The organism is Candidatus Puniceispirillum marinum IMCC1322, assembly GCF_000024465.1.
Taxonomy (GTDB): Bacteria; Pseudomonadota; Alphaproteobacteria; order Puniceispirillales; family Puniceispirillaceae; genus Puniceispirillum; species Puniceispirillum marinum.
The window spans coordinates 1422305-1446695 of sequence record NC_014010.1 but is presented as its reverse complement, the minus strand read 5'-3'; the positions used below and the strand labels follow the sequence as shown (position 1 = coordinate 1446695).

The window sequence follows — 24391 nt, the reverse complement described above, 5'->3', positions numbered from 1 at the left end:
TGATAGTTCTATTAAAGTCTATGAAATCCTGTTTACGTTATAGGGTGCTCTTGGTCTGTATATATGGGTGGATAATTAAAAATTTATCAGAAATTGCAAGCAAAAGCGTATATTTCAATATCTTATTATTATTTCGCTATTCAAAAAAATAAATAAATTAATTCCGCGTAAAACAGGAGCTTAAAAATGGTTGAAGTAACCCTTGCGGGCATGTAATGGAATTAACAATTCAACAAGCATTGCAGCATGGCGTTGCCGCACATAATCAAGGGAATCTCCAAAAAGCTGAACGCATTTATCAGGCTATATTGCAATCCCAGCCAAAGCATCCAGATGCTAACCATAATTTAGGGTTGATAGCTATCGCAATGGGCAAGTCTGAAACGGCATTACAGTTGTTTCAAAAGGCTTTAGACGTAAATCCAAAAGTTGAACAGTTTTGGCTTAGCTACGTTGATGCACTCATCAAAAACAATCAAATTAAAGATGCCAAGCGTGCGATAAAGAAAGCAAAAAAGATCGGGTTTGATAGCCAAAAATTGGAAGCTCTGTCCTTGTCTCCAAAATTGCCAGTCGCAGGGAAAACACCACCTCAGGCACAACTCGATAGTTTATTGAAATGCTATCAAGCCGGACAATATGGTGACGCTGAAAAGCAGGCGCTATCACTTACTAAGACATTTCCCAGACATCAATTTGGCTGGAAGGTGCTAGGAGCAATATTGGGGCAAACGAACCGAAACGCGGAAGCGCTGACCGCCATCCAAATGACAGTTACATTATCTCCTAAAGACGCCGAAGCTCATTGCAATTTGGGTGTGATACTCCAGAAACTAGTAAGATTGGACGAGGCTGAAGCCAGTTATAAGCAAGCGATTGCCTTGCAACCTGACTATGCGGAAGCGCACGGCAACTTAGCAGCCACGCTCCAAGAATGTGGTAGATTAAGCGAGGCTGAAGCCAGTTATAAACAAGCGATTGCCTTGCAACCTGATTATGCCAAAGCCCATTTCAATTTGGCCAGCACGCTTCACGATCTGGGCAGATTAGATGAGGCTGAAGTAAGCTATATGCAAGTGATAGCGTTGATCCCCACCTTTACAGATGCTCATATCAATTTGGGAATAACGCGCCAAAGCCTTGCCAAATTAGATGCGGCCGAAGCAAATTTTAAGCACGCGATTGTCTTGCAACCTGATTATGCCAAAGCCCATTTCAACTTGGCTAGCACGCTCCATGATTTGGGTAGGTTAGATGAGGCTGAGGCCAGTTATGAACAAGCGATAGCATTACAGCCCGACTATGCCAAAGCCCATTTTAATTTGGCTGGCACACGCCGTGAACTAGGTCGATTAGACGAGGCTGAAGCAAGCTATAATGACGCGATCGCGTTGCAACCAGGTTATGTCGCTGCCCATGCTAATCTGGGTTTAATGCTCCAGGAATTAGGTCGATTAGACGTGGCAGAAGCACGCTATAATGACGCGATCGCGTTGCAACCGGGTTATGCCAAAGCCTACCATTACCTTACGACAATGAAGAAATTCCTCACAAAGGATGACCAATATTCAAAGCTTCAAGAACTATATCGTGACGAAAAAATGCCAGAAGAGCAACGTTGCCATATAAATTTTGCTTTAGCTAAGGCGAGTGAGGATTTAGAGGATTTTGAGCAAGCTTTTACTCATTATTGTGAAGGTAATGCGCTACGTAAGAAGTTTTTAAATTACAATATTAGTCAGGATGTTGAGCTATTTTCTCAACTTCAATCCAGCTATCCGAAAATAGAAAAAAACGCCCTAGATATTGGTAATCTTGCCCATCAACCAACACCAGTTTTTATTGTAGGCATGCCGCGCTCTGGCACAACGCTAGTTGAACAAATAATCTCCTCGCATTCAAACGTTACGGGGGCTGGTGAGTTATCGTTCGTGGCTCAATATGGTGGGTTCATCGCCAGAGGCGCAACTTCAATCAGTACAGATGCCATACATAAATTCAGGGAACAATATCTGTCAAAATTGCAGAATTTGTCCAATGGCAATCTGATGGTTACAGACAAGATGCCCCAAAATTTTCGTTACATAGGGTTGCTTGCCGCCGCATTCCCAGAAGCTAAAATAGTTCACGTAAAAAGAAATCCGGCTGCCGTATGTTGGGCGAATTATAAACAGTATTTCAAATCCAATGGCCTTGGCTACTGTTACGATCTTGGTGATGTCGTTCGGTACCACAAGCTCTATGAAAGCCTCATGGCGTTTTGGGACACGGCGCTTGGTAAAAGGATTTATACCCTTGATTACGAACGGCTTACAGTGAACCAGACGGACGAGACACATAAATTAATTACGTATCTCGATTTAGACTGGGATGAAAAATGTTTATCCCCCCAAAATAATAGGCGCAGAGTCACAACAGCATCTAACGTGCAAGTAAGAGATAAAGTGTATCAAGGCAGTTCGCAACAATGGAAACATTATAAGCCATTTTTGAAGGGCCTTTTTGATGGCCTTGATGACTAACTGAAATAATAATGTGCGTCTAGAACGCCCTGCCACCACGCTGATATACTGATTTCGGAACCCAATTTTGGGGTGATATTGCTAGCTTAGCCTATTCAGAAACCTCTGTAATGCATCCCAAGATTTTTTATCAGCCTGAGCGTCATAATCTCTGGAACCGGGAACAGTAAAAGAGTGCCTTGCACCTCCAAACACTTCCGCATCGTGAGGAACATTTGCCTCCTTAAGCTGATTAAGAAGAGATGCTAAATCCTCCATCCCTGAAACAGGGTCTGCTGAACCATGTAGCAAAAGAACAGGAGCCGTGGTCTGGTTATAATTTTGTCCTTCTGGTGTGCCTAAGCCGCCATGAAAGCTAACAAAACCATTGGCTTTTATTCCGGCTCTAGCTGCTTCAAGAACAGCCGCGCCACCAAAGCAATACCCTATGATAACGATATTTTCTGTGTTTACACCGCTGGCTTTGCCTGCGTCCACTGCAGCAGAAATTCTAGCTCTGAACTGAGCACGATCTTTGTAAAGTGCGCTTGTTTCTCGTCTATAGTCATCACGACCGTCTAACTTTGCATCAATACCGAATAAATCTACAGCAATGGCGTCAAACCCAATTTCAGACAGCATTTTGGCTCGTGATTTTTCGTAATCTGTTAATCCGTCCCAATCATGAATGATAAATACTGTACCTTTTGATGAGGTTGATTTTTCAAGGTGAGCAGAAAAATTTTTGTCTCCAACAGCATAATCAATCTGATGTCCATGTCCATTTGACCAGGCTGGAGCAATAAGTGTGGAAACGACGGTAATAAAAGAGAATAGGGATAAAAAAAGGTTTCTCATCTGAACGCCTCGATAAATTGTGAATAGTGATACTTTATACCATAAATATAGTTTGCTGTGGCCCAGGATTATTACTCATCTGTTGTCCGCATCATTCTTTCATGGACTGCGACCATACCTCTTGCAGACATATCGCTGACCTCTGCCGCATGAGTTTGAAGGAATTTGACCACTTCTGGGTTAGATGATGTTTGAATAACCGCAACGCCTAATTCAGTTGTTTCTATTTCAGTTTCAATTTCTTCATACACTTCAAACAAAGCATCCAACGTAGGTGATTGTATCATCACTTCTGGGTTTTTGCCTTGTTGGAGTCTTGTGACCATCATTGAAACATGAGACGTAATAGCATCTCGCAATTTTACATCATGCGCTTCGGTCGTTGTTTTTATGCCATTTGCAAGATTGATGACGTCTCTTTTAATCCCCTTATGTTCTTGGAATATGGTCTTGAGGTCATTAACTTCCTGGTCAGTTGTGTCTTTGCCCTGCAAGCCCGGCATATTGACTTCATCATGCTTATGCGTGTTGCCTTCAGCCATACCAGATTGGCTGTGATGACGTTCATGCATGGATTTATAATCATGATCACTATTTTTATATGTGAAAAATAGAAATGACGCTCCAGCGCCAAAGCCAAAAACAAAAATGATTGATATGATGCGTTTGAGGCTTTTAATTTTATATTCCATTCATAAAAAACACGTAACAAGAACAGTCATCAAACCGATTATATAAAGCGTATTCAGACAATTATTATATTAACTATCTGAATGATTTTTTTAGCAATGCCAACGCGTATGTCAAGAAGAAGAAGTGTTTTGTACCAGCTGCCTCTGCCATATCTGGTGACATAGTTCTAAATATGTAATTTTTTCGGCCCAAACGCTTTGTAGGACATGATCATGGCGGTGGCGGCGAAACAGGCGGCACCAGCAATCAGAAAGGCGGGGGCATAGGAAAATAGGGTATCGCGGCTGTAACCTGCCCCATAGGCTGCTGCTGCTGAACCAAATTGATGTGCGGCAAACACCCAGCCAAACACAACCGGCGCGCTGACAGTGCCAAACAGCTTGCCGATCAGGCGCACTGTAGGTGGCACCGTTGCGATAAAGTCCAAGCCAAAGAAGATGGCCCATAACGTCATTGCCAACACGCCAAAATCGCTAAAGGGCAGATATACCAGAGACACGCCGCGTAAGGCGTAATAGACCCCCAGAAGTTTGTAATTATCAAACCGGTCAGACAGCCAGCCGGATCCCATTGTGCCAATGAAATTGAAAACACCCATCATCGCCAGATAGGATGAGGCGAGAACAATGCCGACATTATTGTCACCGCAGAATGGGATGAAATGCTGGCCGACGATGCCGGTTGATGTCAGGCCACAAATAAAGAAAGTACCCGCTAGAACCCAAAAGGCTGGTTGCTGTGCTGCCATGGCCAGGCTTTTTAGGCTGATCAGCATTACATTATCAGCACTTTGTGCGGGTGGATGATAGATGTCTTTATCGCCATAGGCTGGCAAATCTAAATCTGCGGGCCAGTCTTTTCCAAAGAAAAAATATAATAAACCGCATATGCCTATACCAATCATGGCGGGCAGCACGGCAAAGCGCCAATCAAAGACCGTTGTAATCCATGCCATAAACGGCACAAATACCAATTGCCCGGCGGCAAAGGCCGAGGTCAATATGCCAATGACAAGCCCTCTTTTGAGATTAAACCAGCGAATGGCAATCGTCGAAGCCAGCCCCAATCCAATGATGCCGGCTGCCACACCAAGACAAACACCGATACTGACCAGCAAATGCCATTTTTCATAGGCAAGGATAGTCAATAATAGCCCTGTAGCATTCAACATGATCGATAGAAGAACGACTTTCACCACGCCAATTCTGAGCATCAACGCCGCACCAAACGGACAAAGTGAGGCCAGCACGACATACATTAAGGCGGTGGCCACAGATATATCAGAAATGTTCCAGCCAAATTCCCTGATCATAGGCAGGATCAGAATCTGCGGCACGCTTCCCACGGCTGACGAAAATACCGTGGTCAGAAAAGCGATGCTGACCATCACCCATCCGTAATGAATGCCAGAACGCGCAAGTCTGTCTTTCAGGGCATATGCAAACAAGTTTCACCACTATTACTATACCCAAAAGGCATTCATATAATTACCTTATGGCTGGCACACGAACATGGCAACCAAAATGGTGTTGCACATAATAAATGATAAACTGGCTGTGAGAAAATGGTGCGCCCAGGAAGCTGAAGTACCTATGCCCAGCGTCAAATCAAGTCACCCTTGAGCCATATCAATAGGTTAGATAATCACTAGTTCGTGTCAACAGACACATTTGTTATACGGAGTGTTATATTGGCGATAGCCTGAGGAAAACGTCGTCGATGAAAGTGACCCCTCAATGGGTGAAAAAACACGACTTTAAGAAGACCGTTAAAAGGGAGGCTGGTTGTTGTTATTTTTCTTCTTTGAAAGATAGGGCATTTGACGCAGAAACAAAAAAGAGGCGCCATATGACGCCTCTTTCTTTTTCATTTTATGAAACCGTTAATTCTTAGGGTTCATGGTGAACATAAAGATTTGTCCACCTGCATCACCGCCATGTGCTTCTACAGAACCACTTGATTCTGGACGAGCCTGAACCACGCCAATGTAGGTTTGGTCAGCAGTACTGATTTTGCTGCGAATGTCCTGACGAGCTGTTCCTTTCAACTCTTCCATTGAATAGAAAGAGCCATCAGCCTTCTTTTCAATCAGAGCAGTCACAGGCCATGAACCTGAAAATTCAGTTGTGCCTGGCTTTGTGAAAGCACCACCTAGTGCTGACACACCTGCTTCATAACGTGAGCTATGCTTACCACCTGAAATCGCAAGAAGATGTGCATCAGTGACATTCATGTCATTATCGATTGTCAGCACATATTTGCGTTCGCCGAAATTGTTTCCTGAATCTTCGTCAACAATCAGATAGTCACCATCGCTTGTTTTTGCCCAATACAGGCCATCAGGTGCAACCATCTTAGCAACGCCTTTATCCATATGGATAGAAGCATCGCCATCCTTAGTCTTACCTTCGCCTCCAAGCTTTAGTGTCAATGCACCATCTACTGCTGCAACAGAACGCTTTACAGACACATCAAGGAATGCAGGAAGCTCACCGTTGGCTGCGTTCAGAGCCTTAGCAAGGTTGCCAAGGTCAAAAGCAAGCAAACCACCTTCATCAGTCATGTTTTGGAAATAACGTGCAGCCCCTGAAGGGTCAGCAGCAGGGTGTTCGGTTTTGGTATCACCATTGAAGAATACATAGCCTTCTGGCTGCTCATCTTCATTTTCCCACAACATCATCTCTGTATCTTGAACAGCTAATGGCTTATCAAAACCTGACCACTGATAAGATGTAGGATAAAAACGACCGTCAAAATCGTTTGGCGCAGCAGCGTCTTTCATATAGTCATCTACCATTTTCGCATCAAGCTTCACCTCAATGCCAAGGTCAGCAAATACTTCGGGGGCAAGTGCCAGCCCATAAATCTTGCCATGTAACAAGCCGTTACGTGCAAGGAAGGCATCACGCTCATTTGCTGTTGCATAGTTGATTTTGCTACCATCTGCATGACGGTCTTTCATACCAACATAGATCCGATTTGGCGCAGGTTCTTGGCCATGGTTATATCCAGCTGCCACAATAACCACATAATCTTTATGACCTGAGTTGATTGGCATTAGCTTTTCATAGCCTGTCTGCCCAAGCGCAGGTACAGTATAAGCTGTACGATTAGCGATATCGACAACGACACTTGCTAGGCCAAGAGTTGCTGATGAATCAGACTTTCCAGCTGGGAACATTGAACCGATTTCCCATTCTTCAGCTGTCAACCATACATCATCAGAAAATCCAATCCCATTGCCATATTTGTTTGCTTGCTCATACCAAGCGCCACAGAAACTTTGGAAGAAATAATCTGCTTCACTTAACTGAAAGTCGGGCTTGAATTGCACTAAAGTACCATCTGGACGAGTTTGGTTACCCCATTTGCCTGAAAGGTAGGCAGGGTCAAAAGATGGTGCAGATACGATCTCGCCAAAACCGTTATATACCGTATCAAACAGTTTTCCTGAACCTTTGACCATGTCCTTTGCAGAGTTTTTAGTGTTCATGAAATCTGCAAATTTGGCTCTGTCATAATCAATTGTGTGGATATGTGAACCTGTAAAGGAAACCCCATTCTTCATCTGCCATGGATATGTCTCAGGCTGCGGAGCACGACCCATTGTTGCGTAAGATTCACTTTGATAGACAACCCGAACAGTGTCATGATCTGCAAGCATGGCTGCCTGACCATCTGGATAACCTGTCAACGCCAACCCTGATACGGCATCAATTTCACCAACAGTAGCAATGGCTTTGAAATTTGCGAATGGGAAGTTGGTATTTGCGCTTTCACCATCCTTTAGAGGCTGTGTTGCAAGACCAGCTTCAGGGATAAGTGCACTTGTCTCACCGATTGCCTTGTGCGAGCCGTGTTCGCTAGCAACTACAGAAAACGTCAGTGAAGACGATAACAAGGTGGTACTCAAGAGAGTGGTAAGGATTAATTGTTTCATCTAGGAAGCCTCTTCAAGGGTTTGAGTGAAGAGACACGTTTTACATTTTTTTATTACAACTATTTGAACAAAACACTAAAGTATTTTTGCAAAGACATTCTTAAACAGAAAACAATGCACAAACAAAGCAGCATAAGACGAAGCATACTCATCCACTCGCCTTGGACATCAATAACAGGCTGAATGTTTCTCTCAGCGCCTCTATGGAAGATTTAATTCTTATTGCTTCCTTTGAGCCTTGATATAAAGCTCTAGAGCCTCTGCGCAATAGAACAAGACGCCTTTAAGGCACCATCTCATCTCTTTGTCTTCAGGCAGATAACAACCCTAGAAAACTTATAATAATCCTGAATATTCTTAGGTGTTCGTTTGACAAAATAGTAACTTCAGCTCTTCCGGCATAGGAAGTGATGCACTCGTCGTTCTGCCACGGAAAAACCACCCACACAATTACACACAGAAAAGCTGGGGATAACAATGGGTTGAAATATGTGTCATGGGAACGATGACTAGGAAATGGTGCACCCGAGACGGGTTCATTTCCCTAATACTGCGCTAACTTAGAGTAAACTCAAGTCATACCGCCAGTTTAAGAGACCACCACCAGCTGTCAACAGGCGCATTTGGTATACCCTGTGTACACCAAGCGGTTTCCTCAAGCTCACCCTAGTTCTTCCCAAGCTTCTCCTAGAACCCACCCATGCCCCTCTTATGTGTCTTGTGGGGTATTTTTTCCTGCAGGACAGACATAAGGGGGGACGGGGGAAAACAGCATAAGGCTGCTCCTTGATAGGGCTCTGAGATTTTTTGGGGCAAACTAAAATAAAATAAATATATCTGCTGCTATTGTGTTTAAATATAAGTAGTTTTTAGAAGAATTCTAGCAAGCGAGGATCCTATTTTATCATGCTTCCAGTAATAGATATTTTTGCTGGCCCAGGCGGACTAGGTGAAGGCTTTGCACAAGCAGGCTTCGATGTGAGGCTATCAGTTGAAATGGATCCAATAGCCTACAAAACCCTAACACTGAGAAAGTTTTTTAATCAATTTACTCCTGACAAAGTGCCTTCCAAATATTATTCGTTCGTTCGTGGTGAAATTGACCAATCTGAGCTTGAGCAATTATATCCAATTGAATGGGAAAAGGCTGTTTCAGCTGTTGCCAATATTGAATTAGGTACTGAAAAGGGCAATTCAGAGCTCTACGAAAGACTAGATAAATTAGTTAGTCCATCTGAAGATTTCATATTAATTGGCGGCCCTCCTTGCCAAGCTTACTCGCTAGCCGGAAGATCGAGAATGTTGGGCGCAGGAGCTGGAAAACTCAACCTCAGCTCAGAGGAAAAAAATCAACTCGAAAATAGATTAGCATCTGATTTTTATAGCGATAAAAGACACACTCTTTATCTTGAATATTTAAAAATACTGTATCGATATCAGCCAGCTGTTTTCATAATGGAAAATGTAAAAGGTTTAAGATCAGCAAAAGTGGGAAAGGACGCTGATAAGGGAAGCGTATTCGACAACATTTGCAATGGTTTGAGGCGTGGTATTGGAGAAGAAACTGTTATTTCAAGAGGCGGTAGTCTCGCTCGAAAAGGCTACAAACTATTTTCAATGAACCCAGAGCGAACTGAAGAAGAAATTAAAAATTCGACTGAATGTATATTGAAATCAGAAGACTTCGGCATCCCCCAAACTAGACATCGATTAATTATTGTTGGTATACGAGAAGACATTCAAAAGATTCCCGACTCTCTGGTGCCAAACGAGAAAACCTATACAGTACAGGATGCAATTTCCGATTTGCCAAGACTAAGAAGCGGTCTTTCCAAGGAAAAAGATGATGCAAAATTGTGGAAAGAGGTTTTAATTTCACAAATTAAAGAATACTTAATTAACCAGACTTCCTTCGATTCAGAATTAAAAGATATCTATTCTCGTTTAAAGGGTGAAAACGCCACTTTTACTCGGGGGGCTTCATTTATCGAGAGCAAAGACGAATTTGAGCAAACAAATTCAAATGAGTTAAAATCAACCCTTAGTGATAAAAAAATTGGAGGCTTCATCCAGCATGAGACTCGGTCGCATATCCGAAGGGACTTACTTAGATATTTTCTAGTTTCTTCTTATGGAACAATATTTGGTAAATCTCCACGACTTTCAGACTGGGAGGGTAGGCTTAATGAATTAAGGCCAAACCATTCTAATGTTGAGGCAACAGCAAAAAATTTACTCACTGTTGCCCATAATGATAGATTTAAAGTTCAAGTCTGGAACAAGCCCTCTAGTACAGTAGTTAGTCATATTTCTAAAGACGGGCATTATTTCATTCATCCCGATCCAACACAATGTCGTAGCTTAACAGTTAGAGAGGCCGCTAGATTACAAACGTTCCCAGATAATTATTATTTTTGTGGAAATAGGACGCAGCAATATCATCAAGTCGGAAACGCTGTGCCAGTATTGCTTGCAAAGCAGATTGCTCTATCGATTTCCAAAATGTTTCATTTAAAACAATAAGTTGAAAACTAGGGTCAAATTCACTAGCTTGATAAATAGCATAGGTGGAGTTTAAATTTGGCTTTGTTAATATCAAATCCTCCAGATGCGTCTGCGTTGATGGAGGCCTCTAGAAGTTTTGGCAATTATGATCTTGCCGCTGCTTTGGCTGATTTAATCGATAATAGCATAACAGCAGGTGCAACCAAGGTTTCTATTGATTGCTCCTATGATGGTGATGTTTCTTTCATACGAATAGCTGATGACGGACAAGGTATGAGTGAAGATGAACTCAAAAATGCCATGCGTCCTGCATCAAAAAATCCACTGGAAGACAGAAGTCCAGATGACCTCGGACGGTTTGGATTAGGCTTAAAGACCGCCTCATTTTCTCAAGCACGAAATTTAACAGTAATTTCAAAGAAAGATGGCAAAGTATTTGCCGCCAATTGGGATTTAGATTCAATTTCGGATTGGACAATGTTGTGCTATTCGGATGAAGAGGCAAACGCACACTTCATTGAAAACCCTATCTTCGAGACTGTTACGGAAGTTATCTGGCGGAAGCTTGACCGTGTTACTGAAGACGGAGCTATGTCCTCAGAAGATTTTAACAGGCTTCTCATTTCCTCAGCAGATCAGCTCTCTCTAATTTTTCATCGCTATATGGAAAAGCAGACCTCTCTAACAAAAAAGTCGATTATGCTTTATCTAAATGGCATAAAATTAGAACCACACGATCCCTTTAAAAGGAACCACCCCGCAACTCAACAACTTGATACTGAAACGCTCTCAGTAACTGGGTCAAAGGTTGTCATCACACCTTATATCCTCCCACATTTTTCTAAGCTTCCTCCAAATGAATATGAGAGATTGGCAGGAGAAGAAGGGTATGTTCGCAACCAAGGGTTCTATGTTTATAGAAACCGTAGGCTGATTATTCATGGCACTTGGTTTAAATTATTTAGACATGGTGAATTATCAAAATTGGCGAGAGTGATGGTTGATATTCCAAATACTCTTGATGCTCAATGGCGGATTACAGTCGACAAGTCAGATGCACAAATCCCCACCACACTCAAAAGAAGATTAAGGGATCTAACAGAAAAAATAAGCAATCAATCTTCTCGGGTCTATCGGCAACGTGGCAGTAAAATCCATCGAACTGATGTCAGTCCTGTCTGGAATCGGACAGTAACGAAGGGCAGAATCCAATTTACAGTCAACACCGATAATCGTGGCATCTCTAATTTTGTAGAGACACTATCTTCATCCCAAAAAAGTCATTTTACGGATATTCTTAGAATTATTGCGTCTGGGTTTCCTGTCGAAGCTATTCACACTGATTTTTCAGAAAACCCAAACAATATCGTCCAAGCAGAAACAGAACCTGAGGAAATTGTGCGCTTAGTAAAAGAGTTATCTGAGGGCTTGAAACAAAGTGGATTGTCAAAAGAAGAGGTTTTTGATGTTATTAAAACAACTGCTCCTTTTTCAGATTACATCGAGATCATTACTGCCGCACTAAATGAATCAGGAAACAAATAATGTTCGAGATTGATAAATACCCCGAAATAATTTCCTTTTTTCAACAAATGATTCAGAAACAGGAAACACAGCAGAGAACACCTGAAAAAATACGTGAAATTATTCAAAACGGGAAAGCAATTTTTGCACTAACTAACGCAGAATATAGCGAAGATGCAGTAGAAAAACTTGCCAGACATTTTGAGCAGCAGTTTGAGGTTCAACAATCATTCGGGAGTGCAATTGTTTCTGAAACTCACAAGCCTTGGCTGGTGCAAAAAAAGGCAGAAATAGACTTTTATTTTTGGGACAGATTCAGGCGATATTTAGAGCAAGGCGTTCGGCTCCCACCCCAAGTTATCATGACCCTTGACCAAGATACCGATAGTATTTTGGACTATGCTGGAGACCCATCTGTTCAAAAGTTCCAGAGAAGAGGCATGGTTGTTGGTCATGTTCAATCGGGCAAGACTTCAAGTTATTCGTCATTGATTTGCAAAGCGGCAGATGCTGGCTACAAAGTAATCATTTTGCTTACAGGGATAACTAATTCTCTGCGTCGCCAAACACAGGATCGTATTGATCACGCATTTATTGGGAGGCGAGCAGAATTCGGTAAAGGCATTAAATCAGAAAAAATTGGGGCTGCTCTGTACGCCTCCAATGGGGATGATAAATGGCCACTTTTTGGAACTACGTTAGCACAGGACTTTAGCTTAAAATCAGCAAATTCATTTGGCGTTCCTATCCAGAGTTTGGATCAGCCAGTGATTTTCACTACAAAAAAAAATCCATCAACTTTAGCTAACTTACTTGAATGGCTTAAACTTTATTATCCAAACGGAGGAATTGATCATCCATTATTGTTGATTGATGACGAAGCTGACAACGCTTCAATAAATACAAAAAAACAAAAAGGTGAAGTCACCCGAATTAACGAGGGAATTCGTGCAATATTGAACCAATTCAACAAAGCTTCTTATGTTGCGTATACAGCCACGCCATTTGCTAATATATTCATCAGCCCTGACAGCTCTGATGAAATGTCCTCTCAAGATTTATTTCCAAGTGATTTTATAAAAGTATTAGAAGCGCCGGATAATTATGTAGGACCCTCTAGAATATTTTCTCATGATGGTGATTTGTCCTCTTTAATGGTCAGAGAACCTAACGATTATGAAGACATTCTTCCTGTAAAACATAAAAACCACACAGAAATAGACGAACTGCCTAAGTCTTTAGAAGAGGCTGTTATTGTATTTATCTTGGTTAGATGTATCAGGATTATAAATGGAGATGGGCATAAGCATTGTACCATGATGGTAAATGTCTCCAGATTTAATTCGGTTCAAGATGCAGTTAGCGGCAAAATTCATCAGTATCTGACAAGATTGTCTGATGACGTAAAGTTGCACAGCCATTCAATTTCTGGTGAAAGAAATTCCCAGTTTTTAAAAGAAATATACGATCTTTTTGAACGTGAATTTGTTGATACTGATAGTGGTGAAGTGATTCCTGATTGGTCTTCTGTTAAGGCAACATTAGTGAAGGCTGTTTCAACAATAAGCATTCAAATTGTGAATATGAGAGGTGGTGGTATTGAATATGACAAGCATGAAGAAACAGGTTTGCATGTAATCGCAGTAGGTGGCTTGGCACTCTCTAGAGGCCTTACCCTAGAAGGACTTTGTGTGTCATATATCCTCCGCAATCCATCTGCTTACGATACCTTGATGCAAATGGGCAGATGGTTTGGATATAGGCCTAGGTATGAGCATTTGTGCAGACTTTACATACCAGATTTTGCCCGAGATTATTACGAATACATTACCTACGCTACTGATGAGTTGCGGAGTGAAATAAAGTTGATGGAAAGTGAGGGAAAAACCCCAAAAGAATTTGGTTTAAAAGTAAGAGAACATCCTGCTGCCATTAGAATCACAGCAGCGAATAAAATGAGTGCAGCTGTTCCAATTTCTTTGTCCATTAGTTTTGAGAAAAAACATGTTGAAGGCCACGCTATATTCACAAGTGAAAGTATAAATTTCAAAAATTTAAACTTAGTTAAGAATTTTGTGAGAGAACTTGGGCCTACTTCTGACAAACACTCACACTATAGACCTAGGTTGTTTTGGGATAATGTGGATAAGTCCACTGTTCGTGAATTATTATCGAAATTTCATTTTCCTGATATATGCAAAGAGTTATCGGTAAGAAATGGCGGCACTTCTCTGGTCTTAGACTATTTGGATGACCGACCGGACGAATTGTTAGATTGGGACGTCTGTGTGCCAGAATCAAACTCCGGCGAAGAAGATTTTAATACACTTGAAGCACTTACTCTTAAGCTCCGGAAAAGAATAAGTGGAAAATTAGAACAGTCTGGAAAAATCTATCGAATTACCGGGAAGTCCAATCGTGTCGCAGACAGGCGTGATTCATTATTTGGGTTAAATAAATCCATTAATGAAAAAGATCTAAAAGCAGATTGGGAATGTAATTCGAAGCGGACGAGACCAATACTCATTTTACATTATTTTCAAGCCGCAATGCTTGGGGAAAAAGAGACTTGTGTTTCCTTGAGTGTGTGTTTTCCAGGAACAAGCACTTACTCTCCTGAGAGAAAATACATGGCAAACGAAGTTTGGTCACAACTCAATCTTTTTGACGATCCTGATTTTGATGATACGGATGATGACATGGAGACCTACGATGCATGATGAGACAAATCCGTGGAGTCACCTAAGTATCCCTGACAAACCAAACAGCTACTCATCAAGACGAGTTGCAACACCTACCAGTCATAGTTTTTATTGGGCCAAAAATGACCTTGGGCAATGCTGCCTAATTTTTTCTTGTGCTTCAGATACGAAAGTTAAAATTGATGAAGTTAAGTTGAAAGGCATTTTACTCGAACAACACATATCCAATGAGAAGCAATTTAATCTAATCATAAAATTAATTGATGACCCATCAAGGGACATATTTCGCACGATTTGTAATGACCTTGTTGCCTCAACCCGAACAATAGATGCTAAAAAACCTTCTACAGTTGTCCTAGCTATCAATGCGAGGTTAAAAAGATGGCAAGAACTGTTGGGTAAGAAGAAATCTGATTTATTGTCAAATTCAGAGCAACTTGGTTTATTTGGTGAACTATCAATTTTAAATGAGTATTTTTTGGAAAATTTTAAGCCTATTACCGCAATTGCAACATGGCGTGGTCCTTCCGGAAGTGAACAAGATTTTGGTTTTGGTGAACATTTAGTCGAGGTGAAATCACAATTCAGCACCTCAGATAGCAAAATTCAAATTAACTCACTAGAGCAGCTAGATGATATCTCAGGATATATTTGGTTGGTGCATCAGACATTCGCAGCAAACGAACATAAGTCAGGCATAAGCAGGACTTTAAATGCGATAGTTTCCGAAATTTCTTCGAAAATTGATTCCGATATATTTGCAATGGATAGTTTTAAAACGATACTGCTCGAAATAGGATTTGAAGCAGATCCAGCCTATGATGAAGTGGCATACGAATTGGCTCAAAGAACCTTCTTCAAGGTAAGTGACGCTTTCCCTAGAATAAAGCGCTCTTCCACACCGTCAGAGATAATTTCTGCAAGATATGTGGTCGACATTGGCTTAGCATCACATTTGAGTATTTCTGAAAATCAGTTTTTAGGCGAGGTCTTTAGAAATGAGCAAGCTTGAGGAATTCCATAAAGAATTTTTTGCGGAAGCTACCATTCGAGCCGATAGTGGTGGTGATTGGATGCTGGCTTCAATGTTTGAAATGTTTGAAGAAATTGCATCTGAAAATGGTGACGTAGAGGCCTTAGACTATACGCCACATAGGTCTCAAGGGGCTAAAGTAGATGGCTATCATTTTGAGCAAGAGACGGGAACTATTACAATTGCAATTTGTGATTTCAGAAATAACCCTGATATTCAAAAGCTTAATGCATCGGACATAACCACGGCTTTTAAGAGAGCCGAGACGTTCATTTCGAATTCCTTTCTTCCTAATTATGTAAGCAGCATGGAAGAAAGTAGTGCTGGTTTCCAACTTGCATATCTGTTGATGACTGAAAAAAGATCAATATCAAGGATACGGTTAATCTTATTTTCAAACGCTGAAATATCTACTCGCTTAAAAGGTTTAGAAAATAAAAAAATTGATAATATCACGCTATCATACAACGTATTAGACTTTAGCCGCTATTTTGATATCGTGCATTCCAGAACTGGCAACGAACCAGTAGAAATTGATATAGTTGAATTAGGTGGTCATCCGTTACCGTTCCTATCGGCAGCAAAAGATGCAGGTGACTATGAGGCTTACTTGCTCGCAATTCCAGGTAATTTATTAGCAAAGATATATTCAGAATACGGGGCAAGATTGCTTGAACAGAATGTTAGGACGTTTCTTCAAGCAAGAGGAAAGGTGAATAAGGGAATTCAAAATACCCTTAAACAGGAACCGGAGATGTTTTTTGCTTATAACAATGGCCTCACAGCAACAGCATCAGGGGTAGAGATATCAACGAGTTCTGATGGTATCGAAAAAATTACTTCGATCAAAAACCTTCAAATTGTAAATGGTGGTCAAACTACAGCCTCAATGCTCTATGCTCGTGACAAAGATAAAACCGATCTCTCAGAGGTGTTTATTCAAGTTAAATTATCTGTGATTTCAGAAGAACGAATTGACGAAGTAGTGCCAAAAATCTCCCGATTTGCGAATACTCAGAATAGAGTTAAGTGAGGCCGATTTCTTCTCAAACCATCCATTCCATGTCCGAATAGAAACATTTTCTAGGAGAATTAGCTCTCCCCCAAGAGATGGACAATTTGCCCAGAGCAAATGGTTCTATGAGAGAGCTAGGGGACAGTATAAAGATGGACAAGCTTATTTAAGTGAAGCAAAGCGAAAGCAATTCTTGACTGAATATCCCCGCCAACAAATGTTCACCAAAACTGATTTAGCAAAATATGAAGTATCTTTCGCAGGGAAACCTCATATCGTTAGTCAAGGTGCTCAGAAAAACTTTATCTCCTTTGCATCTGAAATTGCCAAAACTTGGGAGAAGGATGATGCATATTTTAGTGAGCAATGGTTTAAAGATGCGGTAGCGAAAGCCATTATTTTTAAAGAAGTGGATAAAATGGTTATGTCTGCTGAATGGTACCAAGGTGGATATAAAGCTAATATTGTAACGTATTCTCTTTCTTGGCTGTCTTCATTTCTCAAAGCTAAAAAGAATTCTGGCATCGACTTAACAATGGTTTGGAATGCTCAAACGATGTCTAATGATTTAATTTCCTGCTTCGAGAAGGTAACAAAGGAAATCGCTATAAAAATTCAGCAGACACCCGATAACGTTCGGAATGTTACGGAGTGGTGTAAGAAGCAAGCATGCTGGGCTGGTGTAGAGAGGATGGAAATCGATCTAGCACCTGATTTATTAGAAAGCGTTACCAAATCTCACGACATGATCAAGGAAGAAAAGCGAGATTCTCGTAAGACCCAAAAGCTAGACAATGAGGTATCCGCTGAGGTGTTGGTATTCCAACTTGGGTCTAAATGGCAAGAAGTGCAAAATTACGCTATGGCGAATAGACTTATAACTCCAGAACAAGATATGGCAATATCAAGAATTCTTAAAGGTAAAGTGCCGACTACAGTTCAAACAAAACTGTTGATGAAAGTCTTAGAAAAAGTTCGCCAAGAAGGTTTCGAAATCTAGATTAAAATTAAATTTATTCATTAGGCGTTTGGTTGTAACTTACACCCTGGACTAGAAGAGGTGCTCAAGTCACAAAGCTGACGCCATTTCGACTTACGACCCGTACTAGAGAGAGACAAAAATTATCGAAGTTCTCTCTGCATAAATTTGGTCTAAGACTTACGACACCCATTAGAAGAGACAGCTTTGATTAGATGTTTCTGTATGTTTTTCTTATAAGGGAAATCGTAAAAAATTCAATAAAAATCAGATAGATAAAAAGTCACCTAGACACGCTTTATGTCTGGGAACACTTCACTATTGCCATCAAATAAAGGTAAATATATGCAAAACGGAAAAATACTTATCAAAGACTATCCATGTGGTTCAGGAAAAACATCTAAAATGATTGAAGGTCTATCTTATGACAAAAAATACCTCATCGTTGTCCCTCTCTTGTCTGAGGTTGAGCGTATCATCTCACTGTCTCATGTATCCTTTCACCAGCCTAATGGGGACGAAGACAATCAGCATAGAACCAAATATGAAGGCTTAGAAACCCTCCTTCTTGAAGGCAAGAATATCGTCACCAGCTCTATTCAGCTATTGTCTCTCTTGCTCGTGAAGGGTTGTTATCTGACTACCACATTATCATCGATGAAGTGCCCAATGTTTGTGAATCTATTCAGAATAAACACAAACGCTCCTTGAAGGAATTTTATATCGGCAATGGCTATATAGAAGTTGATGAAAATGGAAAAGTATTTGCGACTGAAAAATGGGATAGAGACCATGAAGCTGTCTCAGATACACTCGATGAAAAACTCTATCATTTTTCTAAAAGTGGGTTCTTATATCTTCTAGATGAAACTTTATTCATTTGGGTATTGCCTACTGAATTGCTAACGTCGTGTCGTTCAATGACTATTCTAACTTTTATGTCTCAAGGCTCACTCTTGCTCCCATTTTTGGAAAAATTTAATGTTGGGGTGGAAATTGAGAGAAATACTGAAGAAGAGGAAAAGTTTCGTTGTCAGGCAAAGGAGTTAATTACAGTAAAGACACTTCCTAACTTGGAACGATTTAATTTTACTCATACAGGTCAGACCAAATTGGAGGGTAAACGAGCCACTGAAAAGAAGGTAGCCTCTGCTTTGAAGACGCTACGTTATGGCGAATTAAGGGGTATCGATTTACAAGATGTAATTATCACTTGTACAAAAAGCCAATGGCAAAAGGGCAATGATGATAGGCCTCTTTCTACAGGGTTTTCAAAAGGTGCACGCTTCTTTGAGGCCAACTGGATACCCAACACCACAAGAGGCACAAACGACTATGCACATTGCTCTCATCTAGTCTACCTCTATGACCAGTATATCAACCCCTATGTTGGTCGCTGGCTTGGAGCCGCCAATAGGCAAATGAGTGATGCGTATGCACTCACTGAATTGATACAATGGGTTTGGCGGTCTCGGATAAGAAGGGTTGAGCCTATCACGCTTTATATTCCGTCTCCTCGCATGAGAGGCTTGTTTGAAGACTGGCTGAACACCCCCATTACTTCAACTCATCCTGCTGTCTCCATAGCCGCATAAGTTCTATCCCAAGCCTCTCTCAAGTCCCCACTCTAGTTTGCCCCAAAAAATCTCAGAGCCCTATCAAGGAGCAGCCTTATGCTGTTTTCCCCCGTCCCCCCTTATGTCTGTCCTGCAGGAAAAAATACCCCACAAGACACATAAGAGGGGCATGGGTGGGTTCTAGGAGAAGCTTGGGAAGAACTAGGGTGAGCTTGAGGAAACCGCTTGGTGTACACAGGGTATACCAAATGCGCCTGTTGACAGCTGGTGGTGGTCTCTTAAACTGGCGGTATGACTTGAGTTTACTCTAAGTTAGCGCAGTATTAGGGAAATGAACCCGTCTCGGGTGCGCCATAACTCCCCAATATACCCCAAGTTCACTGCAGCTAACCCAAGGTTTTCTCTGGTTTTCTAGAGTTAACGCTGAGTGGGGGTGGTCATATGAGCTCAATATTCAACAGATATGGAAACTATTTATCCGCTATTATCCAAGTAATCATGTATTACTTCGCTGCTCAGCATTTAACGAAAGTATATTTTAACTTCGAAAATGCGTTTATTACTGATGTAACTAGATTTGTTCTAATTTTAGGACCATTGGTAGTAACAAAATATCTGGAAACTAAATATGCCCAAAGTTTTATTAGTAAGGTTGAAGATTAATACCAATCCTCAAGCTTTGAGCAATTATTAAATTTTCACCAGGCTCCTGTGGAGCAAATTAATAGAGTAGCCCTCTCCATATCCCTGACCCACTCCTGCGGTAGACCAACCTCCTATCTGGTCAATCATATCAGCCGGACACTGAGTAACCCTGAGACGGTCTCTGAGCGAGTGTCTGAAGGAATGTATGACACACCCCTCTGGCACTCTTGGCTTAAGCCATTTGTTGATAGCGGCTGATGCTGAGTTGGCATTGGTCGATTTGTCATCAGTATATTTAGGGAAGGCATGAGGGCTCACAGTATTTGATTCAAGTAAACGCTTTGCAGCCCATAGAGCACTGCCGATAAGGGGAATCTGTCTCCGGCTACCTCTAGTCTTTAGACTCCTCCAAGGGTATGGTTTAAGGTCAATATAAGGTATTTCGCAATCGACCTTGATATCGTCAATGTGCAATCCTGCTGCTTCTGATAAACGCATCCCTGTATCAGCAATTAGTGCGACCAACCATCTTGGTTCATCATCAAGTTCTTTGCACTCATTTTGAATTATCCTGATAACTTCAAGTGGGATAGGTTTGCGTTTCAAGCTGTCATCAAGGTCTGGCAAATACACTTTTGAGAATACATTTTTAAAATCTAAACCATGCTCTTGAATGCTCAGGTTGATGATAGAACGGATAGTCGCAAAGTTTCGTTTCACAGATGCTGTAGTAAGTCCTTTGGCCAACAGAAAGTCACGATAGGATGCCGCATCTGATGAGTTGTAGCCATCTAAAGGGCGATCACCCAACACCTCGATAACAGATTGAATATTTCGCTCAGCTGATCTGTGAAAAGACGCCCCCTTTCCTGAACCCTTCAAGCGCAGATAGAGTGACAGCGCATCTTTTAAATTGATATCCGTTTGAGACGCCCCTGTTATGGGGCGTTGATGCATGAGATGCAGGGCAGGGATTTCAATCTTCGCTAGCCGTAAAGATAGCCAGTAGTCCTCTAGTCTTTGTGCAAGAGACCTTGCAGTCCGCAGGGCGGTATCTTTGCGGGTTGTCTTCAGGCAAATGATGATACGTTTGCACTTATAATGAGACTGAACATCCTTCGGCACCCGCCTATTGAAGTAATAGGTTTCACCCTTCAGCCATAAATAATGTGCAACTCTGTGGTATACCATAGACCCACCCCCACTCAGCGTTAACTCTAGAAAACCAGAGAAAACCTTGGGTTAGCTGCAGTGAACTTGGGGTATATTGGGGAGTTATGGCGCACCCGAGAGGATTCGAACCTCTGACCTCTGCCTTCGGAGGAAAAAGTCTATAAAAATAAAATATATAATACAGTTAATTAAATTATAAAAAATATCTGTGTGTATTAATTGTGTATTTAATCTGACAATATTTAGACTTGTTTTCTACATATTTTTGTCTCGATTTTCGGCAACTATCTTCCTTTTTGGGAGACGGGTATGGCAAACTCTGGAATCTATTGGATTGATGTAACCTTTAACTACTGTGTGCGCTTGTTGTATGAGGTCGCTGGTTTGCTGGGTGTCACTTACGAAGAAATAAATGTCTGGTTGTTCGTCTTCTTGATGCCAGCGGTTATTCTGTTGTCGCTATTCGTCAATATCATCCAATTCGTTGCTATCAGAAGGATGAGGGATCCCAAACAAAGTTCTCCTCTGGTTAATCTCATTTTCAATAAATGAAAACGCAGTCTGATCTTCTTCAAATTCGATTGTATCTCTGGGCGATGAAATAGCGTCTGGAACCCGAATTTTGAAACCATCCAAATCAACGATGACTGACATAAAATCTTTCTCAATGCCGTCCTTATTGAATGAAATATCGATGCTTATGGTTTTATTTTCTTCCTCTGCGTCAAAGGAATGAGAAAACTCATATTCATCTGAAAAGACGGTTGTCGAAATGTATGTTACAAAGTGGTCTGACCACTGTTCAAATTCTGACTTCTTTTTTATGAGTGGAATGTTTTTAGTCCGCTTGCATTTTTTCCTTCCTCTATGGCAACCAAGATAATCACCGTATCGCCCCTTCCTAAGTTCGAAAATTCCAAAATTGCATTTATCACAGCATTCATGAATGCTTCTGCAATCATCAGATTGACAAATTGCGATCTCGTTATCGTCAACAATTTCTCTCAATACTATATCAGCGTTGCAAGTAGAGCATTGTAAGGGTTTGAAGTCACATACAGGAAAGTTATAGCAGGAATAAAATTCACCATTCTTGCCGCTCTTTTTTAGTAAAACCCCATCGGAGCATGCCGGGCATTTTTTCCCGGCATCTGGGTCTCCTGTGACCGTGACTTGATATTGTCCATTTGCTAATTCTTCTGCAAAGCGGGATGGGCAGGATGCGTCTGCAATAAGATGAGTTTGATGTTTTGATCTAGTTAGCGCTACATATAAAAGACGCCGTTCTTCACTGTCCTGAAAATTGTCCTCATCAGAAAGAACTAGGTTCAAGATTGGGTCATCTTGAATTTCACTTGGAAAACCGAGTTGGTCTGCCATTAGATCGGCAACTATAACAAAATCTGCCTCTAACCCTTTTGATGAATGAACAGTCCTTTGAGAGATGGCACCACCAGTCCAAAGGTTTTTCATTTCATTCAATTCTGAACCTGTGAATTGGTTATGTTTATATCTGCTCAGTATTAGGAGTGTCTCGTTGGTTACACTGTAGTTTCTCAAGATTTTTTTAATGGATTGCTGTATTGCATCTATTGGTTTGTTTTGATGCCAGTGAATAAAAACCTGTGGTGTGGGTTTTGAAGTGAGTGTCTTCATACCCTTCTTAATTTGACTAGGGTTTTGGGTGATAAACTGCTCGCTCACCGATGCGATTTTGTCGTTATAACGGAAAGTTTGATCAAGTTTGAGGGTGGTAGTCATGCCAAAAAGTTTTTCAAAATTTGTCATGATTTTATGATCTGAACCAGCGAACCTGTAAATCGCCTGCCAATCATCACCGACACAAAACAACTTCGTTTTTGTATTCTGCTTTAGAAATTGTGTAATCAAATCATAGCGACCATCAGAAATATCCTGAAATTCATCAATGATGATATATTTGTATTTTGACAGAGATTCATTTTCAGAAACCAATTTTGCTGATCTTGAAATCATGTCTCCAAAGTCAATCTTCCGATTGTCAGCAAGTTCTTGTTGGTAAGCATTCAGCAAAACTTCAAAAATTCTTAAGAACAAAAGTGTTCGCTCATCATTTTTTGATCGCTTGATTAGAGTGGGGATGGAAACCGTGTTCTGCTTCTCTTTAAACTGTTTCAAAAAATCATTAACAAGTTTCAAAAACCTTTGATCTTTCTTTGTATCATTGATGACTTGGAACAATTGATTTTTAGGCATGGGTGAAAATTTCACGCCATGTGCTTTCAATCTGTCAAAGAGTGTTTGAAGTAAAACCCCATGCTTTTTTTGATGAAAGTAAAGATCAATTAACTTTGTGTTACCTTGCCTATGGGTTTCAAATTTCCACTGCATTTCCCTGTTGTATTGGTCTTTTGGGATGTATGGAGCGGTGTTGCCTTCTTCATCTATTCCAAAATATTCGAGATAAATCCTATACTTCGGCAGATAGAAATCTGGACGATAATCTACATCCAAAGGCATAGAATTATCAGGTGAATAGAAACTCTCGTATTTGTATTCGATGCCATTCGAAAATAGGAAGTTAGCGACCAAAAGTTCACCATGACTTTTGACACGCTCATTATTCAATGTGATGAGTTTGTTTGAGCGCAACCAATTCGCATATTCACGCTCTGTTTTGAAATCCTTGACTTCATCAATGTTCCTAAATTCATGCTTTTTGAAATACTCAAAATATAGACCTGAAAAGTCTCCTAATTTTAAGCAGCGCTGGAGAATTTGATTGAGAAACTCATGGAGTTTTTCTTCTTGGTCTACAAATTCATGAGGTCTGCTTGGGAATTTACACTGGTGAAGAATTGATTTTCCAATTGAATGAAAAGTGCCAACCTCTACCTCAACCTTTGCTTTCTCTTTTATTCGTTCTCGAAGTTCTCTTGCCGCATTCCGGTTGTAAGCAATTGCCAATATTTCATTGGGTTTTGCTCTCTTGGTTTTAACTAAAAAACCCACCTTACCAACTACTGTTGAAGTTTTGCCTGTTCCTGCACCTGCAATAACGAGATTTCTTTTTTCATCGACAATTACTGATTGTCGTTGCTTTACGGTTAGGGGAAATTTTTCGATCGTGTCGAAGTAACTTTTATATCGAAATCGATACCAATATTGCTTTACGAAAAATAGTGAGTGACTGGGGGTCAACCATGTATTGGTAAAAATAGACAAAATAAAAACTGACCCGTGCGTTGCGTTACATTAAATTATAAA

General features: G+C 40.9%; 14 protein-coding genes. 8 read left to right on the top strand and 6 right to left on the bottom strand.

What is annotated here, in order from left to right; translation table 11 throughout:
• Positions 1–215: 215 nt before the first annotated feature.
• A complete protein-coding gene (locus SAR116_RS13265; protein WP_013046176.1) occupies positions 216–2522 on the top strand; it encodes a tetratricopeptide repeat protein in 2307 nt (768 codons plus the stop codon).
• A gap of 81 nt (positions 2523–2603) precedes the next feature.
• Here SAR116_RS13265 and SAR116_RS06705 read toward each other — a convergent pair whose 3' ends face one another.
• The 4 genes from SAR116_RS06705 to SAR116_RS06690 all read right to left on the bottom strand — a co-directional run bounded on the left by SAR116_RS06705 (position 2604) and on the right by SAR116_RS06690 (position 7992).
• Positions 2604–3359 carry a dienelactone hydrolase family protein gene (locus SAR116_RS06705; protein WP_013046175.1) on the bottom strand — a complete coding sequence of 252 codons (756 nt, stop codon included), beginning with the start codon at positions 3357–3359 and terminating at the stop codon, positions 2604–2606.
• A gap of 71 nt (positions 3360–3430) precedes the next feature.
• On the bottom strand, positions 3431–4051 hold the full coding sequence (locus SAR116_RS06700) for a hypothetical protein (protein ID WP_013046174.1): 621 nt from the start codon (positions 4049–4051) through the stop codon (positions 3431–3433).
• 167 nt (positions 4052–4218) lie between these two features.
• Complete coding sequence (locus SAR116_RS06695; protein WP_041860826.1) at positions 4219–5499, bottom strand: MFS transporter; 1281 nt, start codon at positions 5497–5499, stop codon at positions 4219–4221.
• A 435-nt stretch (positions 5500–5934) separates the two neighbouring features.
• A complete protein-coding gene (locus tag SAR116_RS06690; RefSeq protein ID WP_013046172.1) occupies positions 5935–7992 on the bottom strand; it encodes a hypothetical protein in 2058 nt (685 codons plus the stop codon).
• 906 nt (positions 7993–8898) lie between these two features.
• Between SAR116_RS06690 and SAR116_RS06685 the strand changes: the two genes are divergently transcribed.
• The 7 genes from SAR116_RS06685 (at position 8899) to SAR116_RS06655 (ending at position 19345) form a co-directional block, all read left to right on the top strand.
• Complete coding sequence (locus SAR116_RS06685; protein ID WP_013046171.1) at positions 8899–10515, top strand: DNA cytosine methyltransferase; 1617 nt, start codon at positions 8899–8901, stop codon at positions 10513–10515.
• 57 nt (positions 10516–10572) lie between these two features.
• Positions 10573–12042: an ATP-binding protein gene (locus SAR116_RS06680; RefSeq protein WP_013046170.1), complete on the top strand. Its 1470-nt coding sequence runs from the start codon at positions 10573–10575 to the stop codon at positions 12040–12042.
• The gene (locus SAR116_RS06675; protein ID WP_013046169.1) at positions 12042–14741 is read left to right on the top strand and encodes a Z1 domain-containing protein; all 2700 of its coding nucleotides are present in this window, start codon (positions 12042–12044) and stop codon (positions 14739–14741) included. Before SAR116_RS06680 ends, SAR116_RS06675 begins: the two co-directional genes overlap by 1 nt.
• The gene (locus SAR116_RS06670) at positions 14734–15735 is read left to right on the top strand and encodes a PD-(D/E)XK motif protein (protein ID WP_013046168.1); all 1002 of its coding nucleotides are present in this window, start codon (positions 14734–14736) and stop codon (positions 15733–15735) included. The genes SAR116_RS06675 and SAR116_RS06670 overlap by 8 nt, the downstream gene beginning before the upstream one ends.
• Positions 15722–16789 (top strand): AIPR family protein, encoded by a 1068-nt coding sequence (locus tag SAR116_RS13260; RefSeq protein WP_013046167.1) that lies wholly within the window; start codon positions 15722–15724, stop codon positions 16787–16789. Before SAR116_RS06670 ends, SAR116_RS13260 begins: the two co-directional genes overlap by 14 nt.
• Entirely contained in the window at positions 16761–17771 is a 1011-nt protein-coding gene (locus SAR116_RS13255; RefSeq protein ID WP_013046166.1) for an AIPR family protein, read from the top strand. The genes SAR116_RS13260 and SAR116_RS13255 overlap by 29 nt, the downstream gene beginning before the upstream one ends.
• A gap of 608 nt (positions 17772–18379) precedes the next feature.
• Positions 18380–19345: a YonV C-terminus-related protein gene (locus tag SAR116_RS06655; RefSeq protein ID WP_013046165.1), complete on the top strand. Its 966-nt coding sequence runs from the start codon at positions 18380–18382 to the stop codon at positions 19343–19345.
• Between the two features lie 672 nt (positions 19346–20017).
• Here SAR116_RS06655 and SAR116_RS06645 read toward each other — a convergent pair.
• Positions 20018–21163, bottom strand: coding sequence for a DUF6538 domain-containing protein (locus SAR116_RS06645; protein ID WP_013046164.1), 1146 nt, complete (start codon positions 21161–21163; stop codon positions 20018–20020).
• Positions 21164–21604: 441 nt separating this feature from the next.
• Positions 21605–24349 carry a UvrD-helicase domain-containing protein gene (locus tag SAR116_RS06640; protein ID WP_013046163.1) on the bottom strand — a complete coding sequence of 915 codons (2745 nt, stop codon included), beginning with the start codon at positions 24347–24349 and terminating at the stop codon, positions 21605–21607.
• Positions 24350–24391 lie beyond the last annotated feature (42 nt).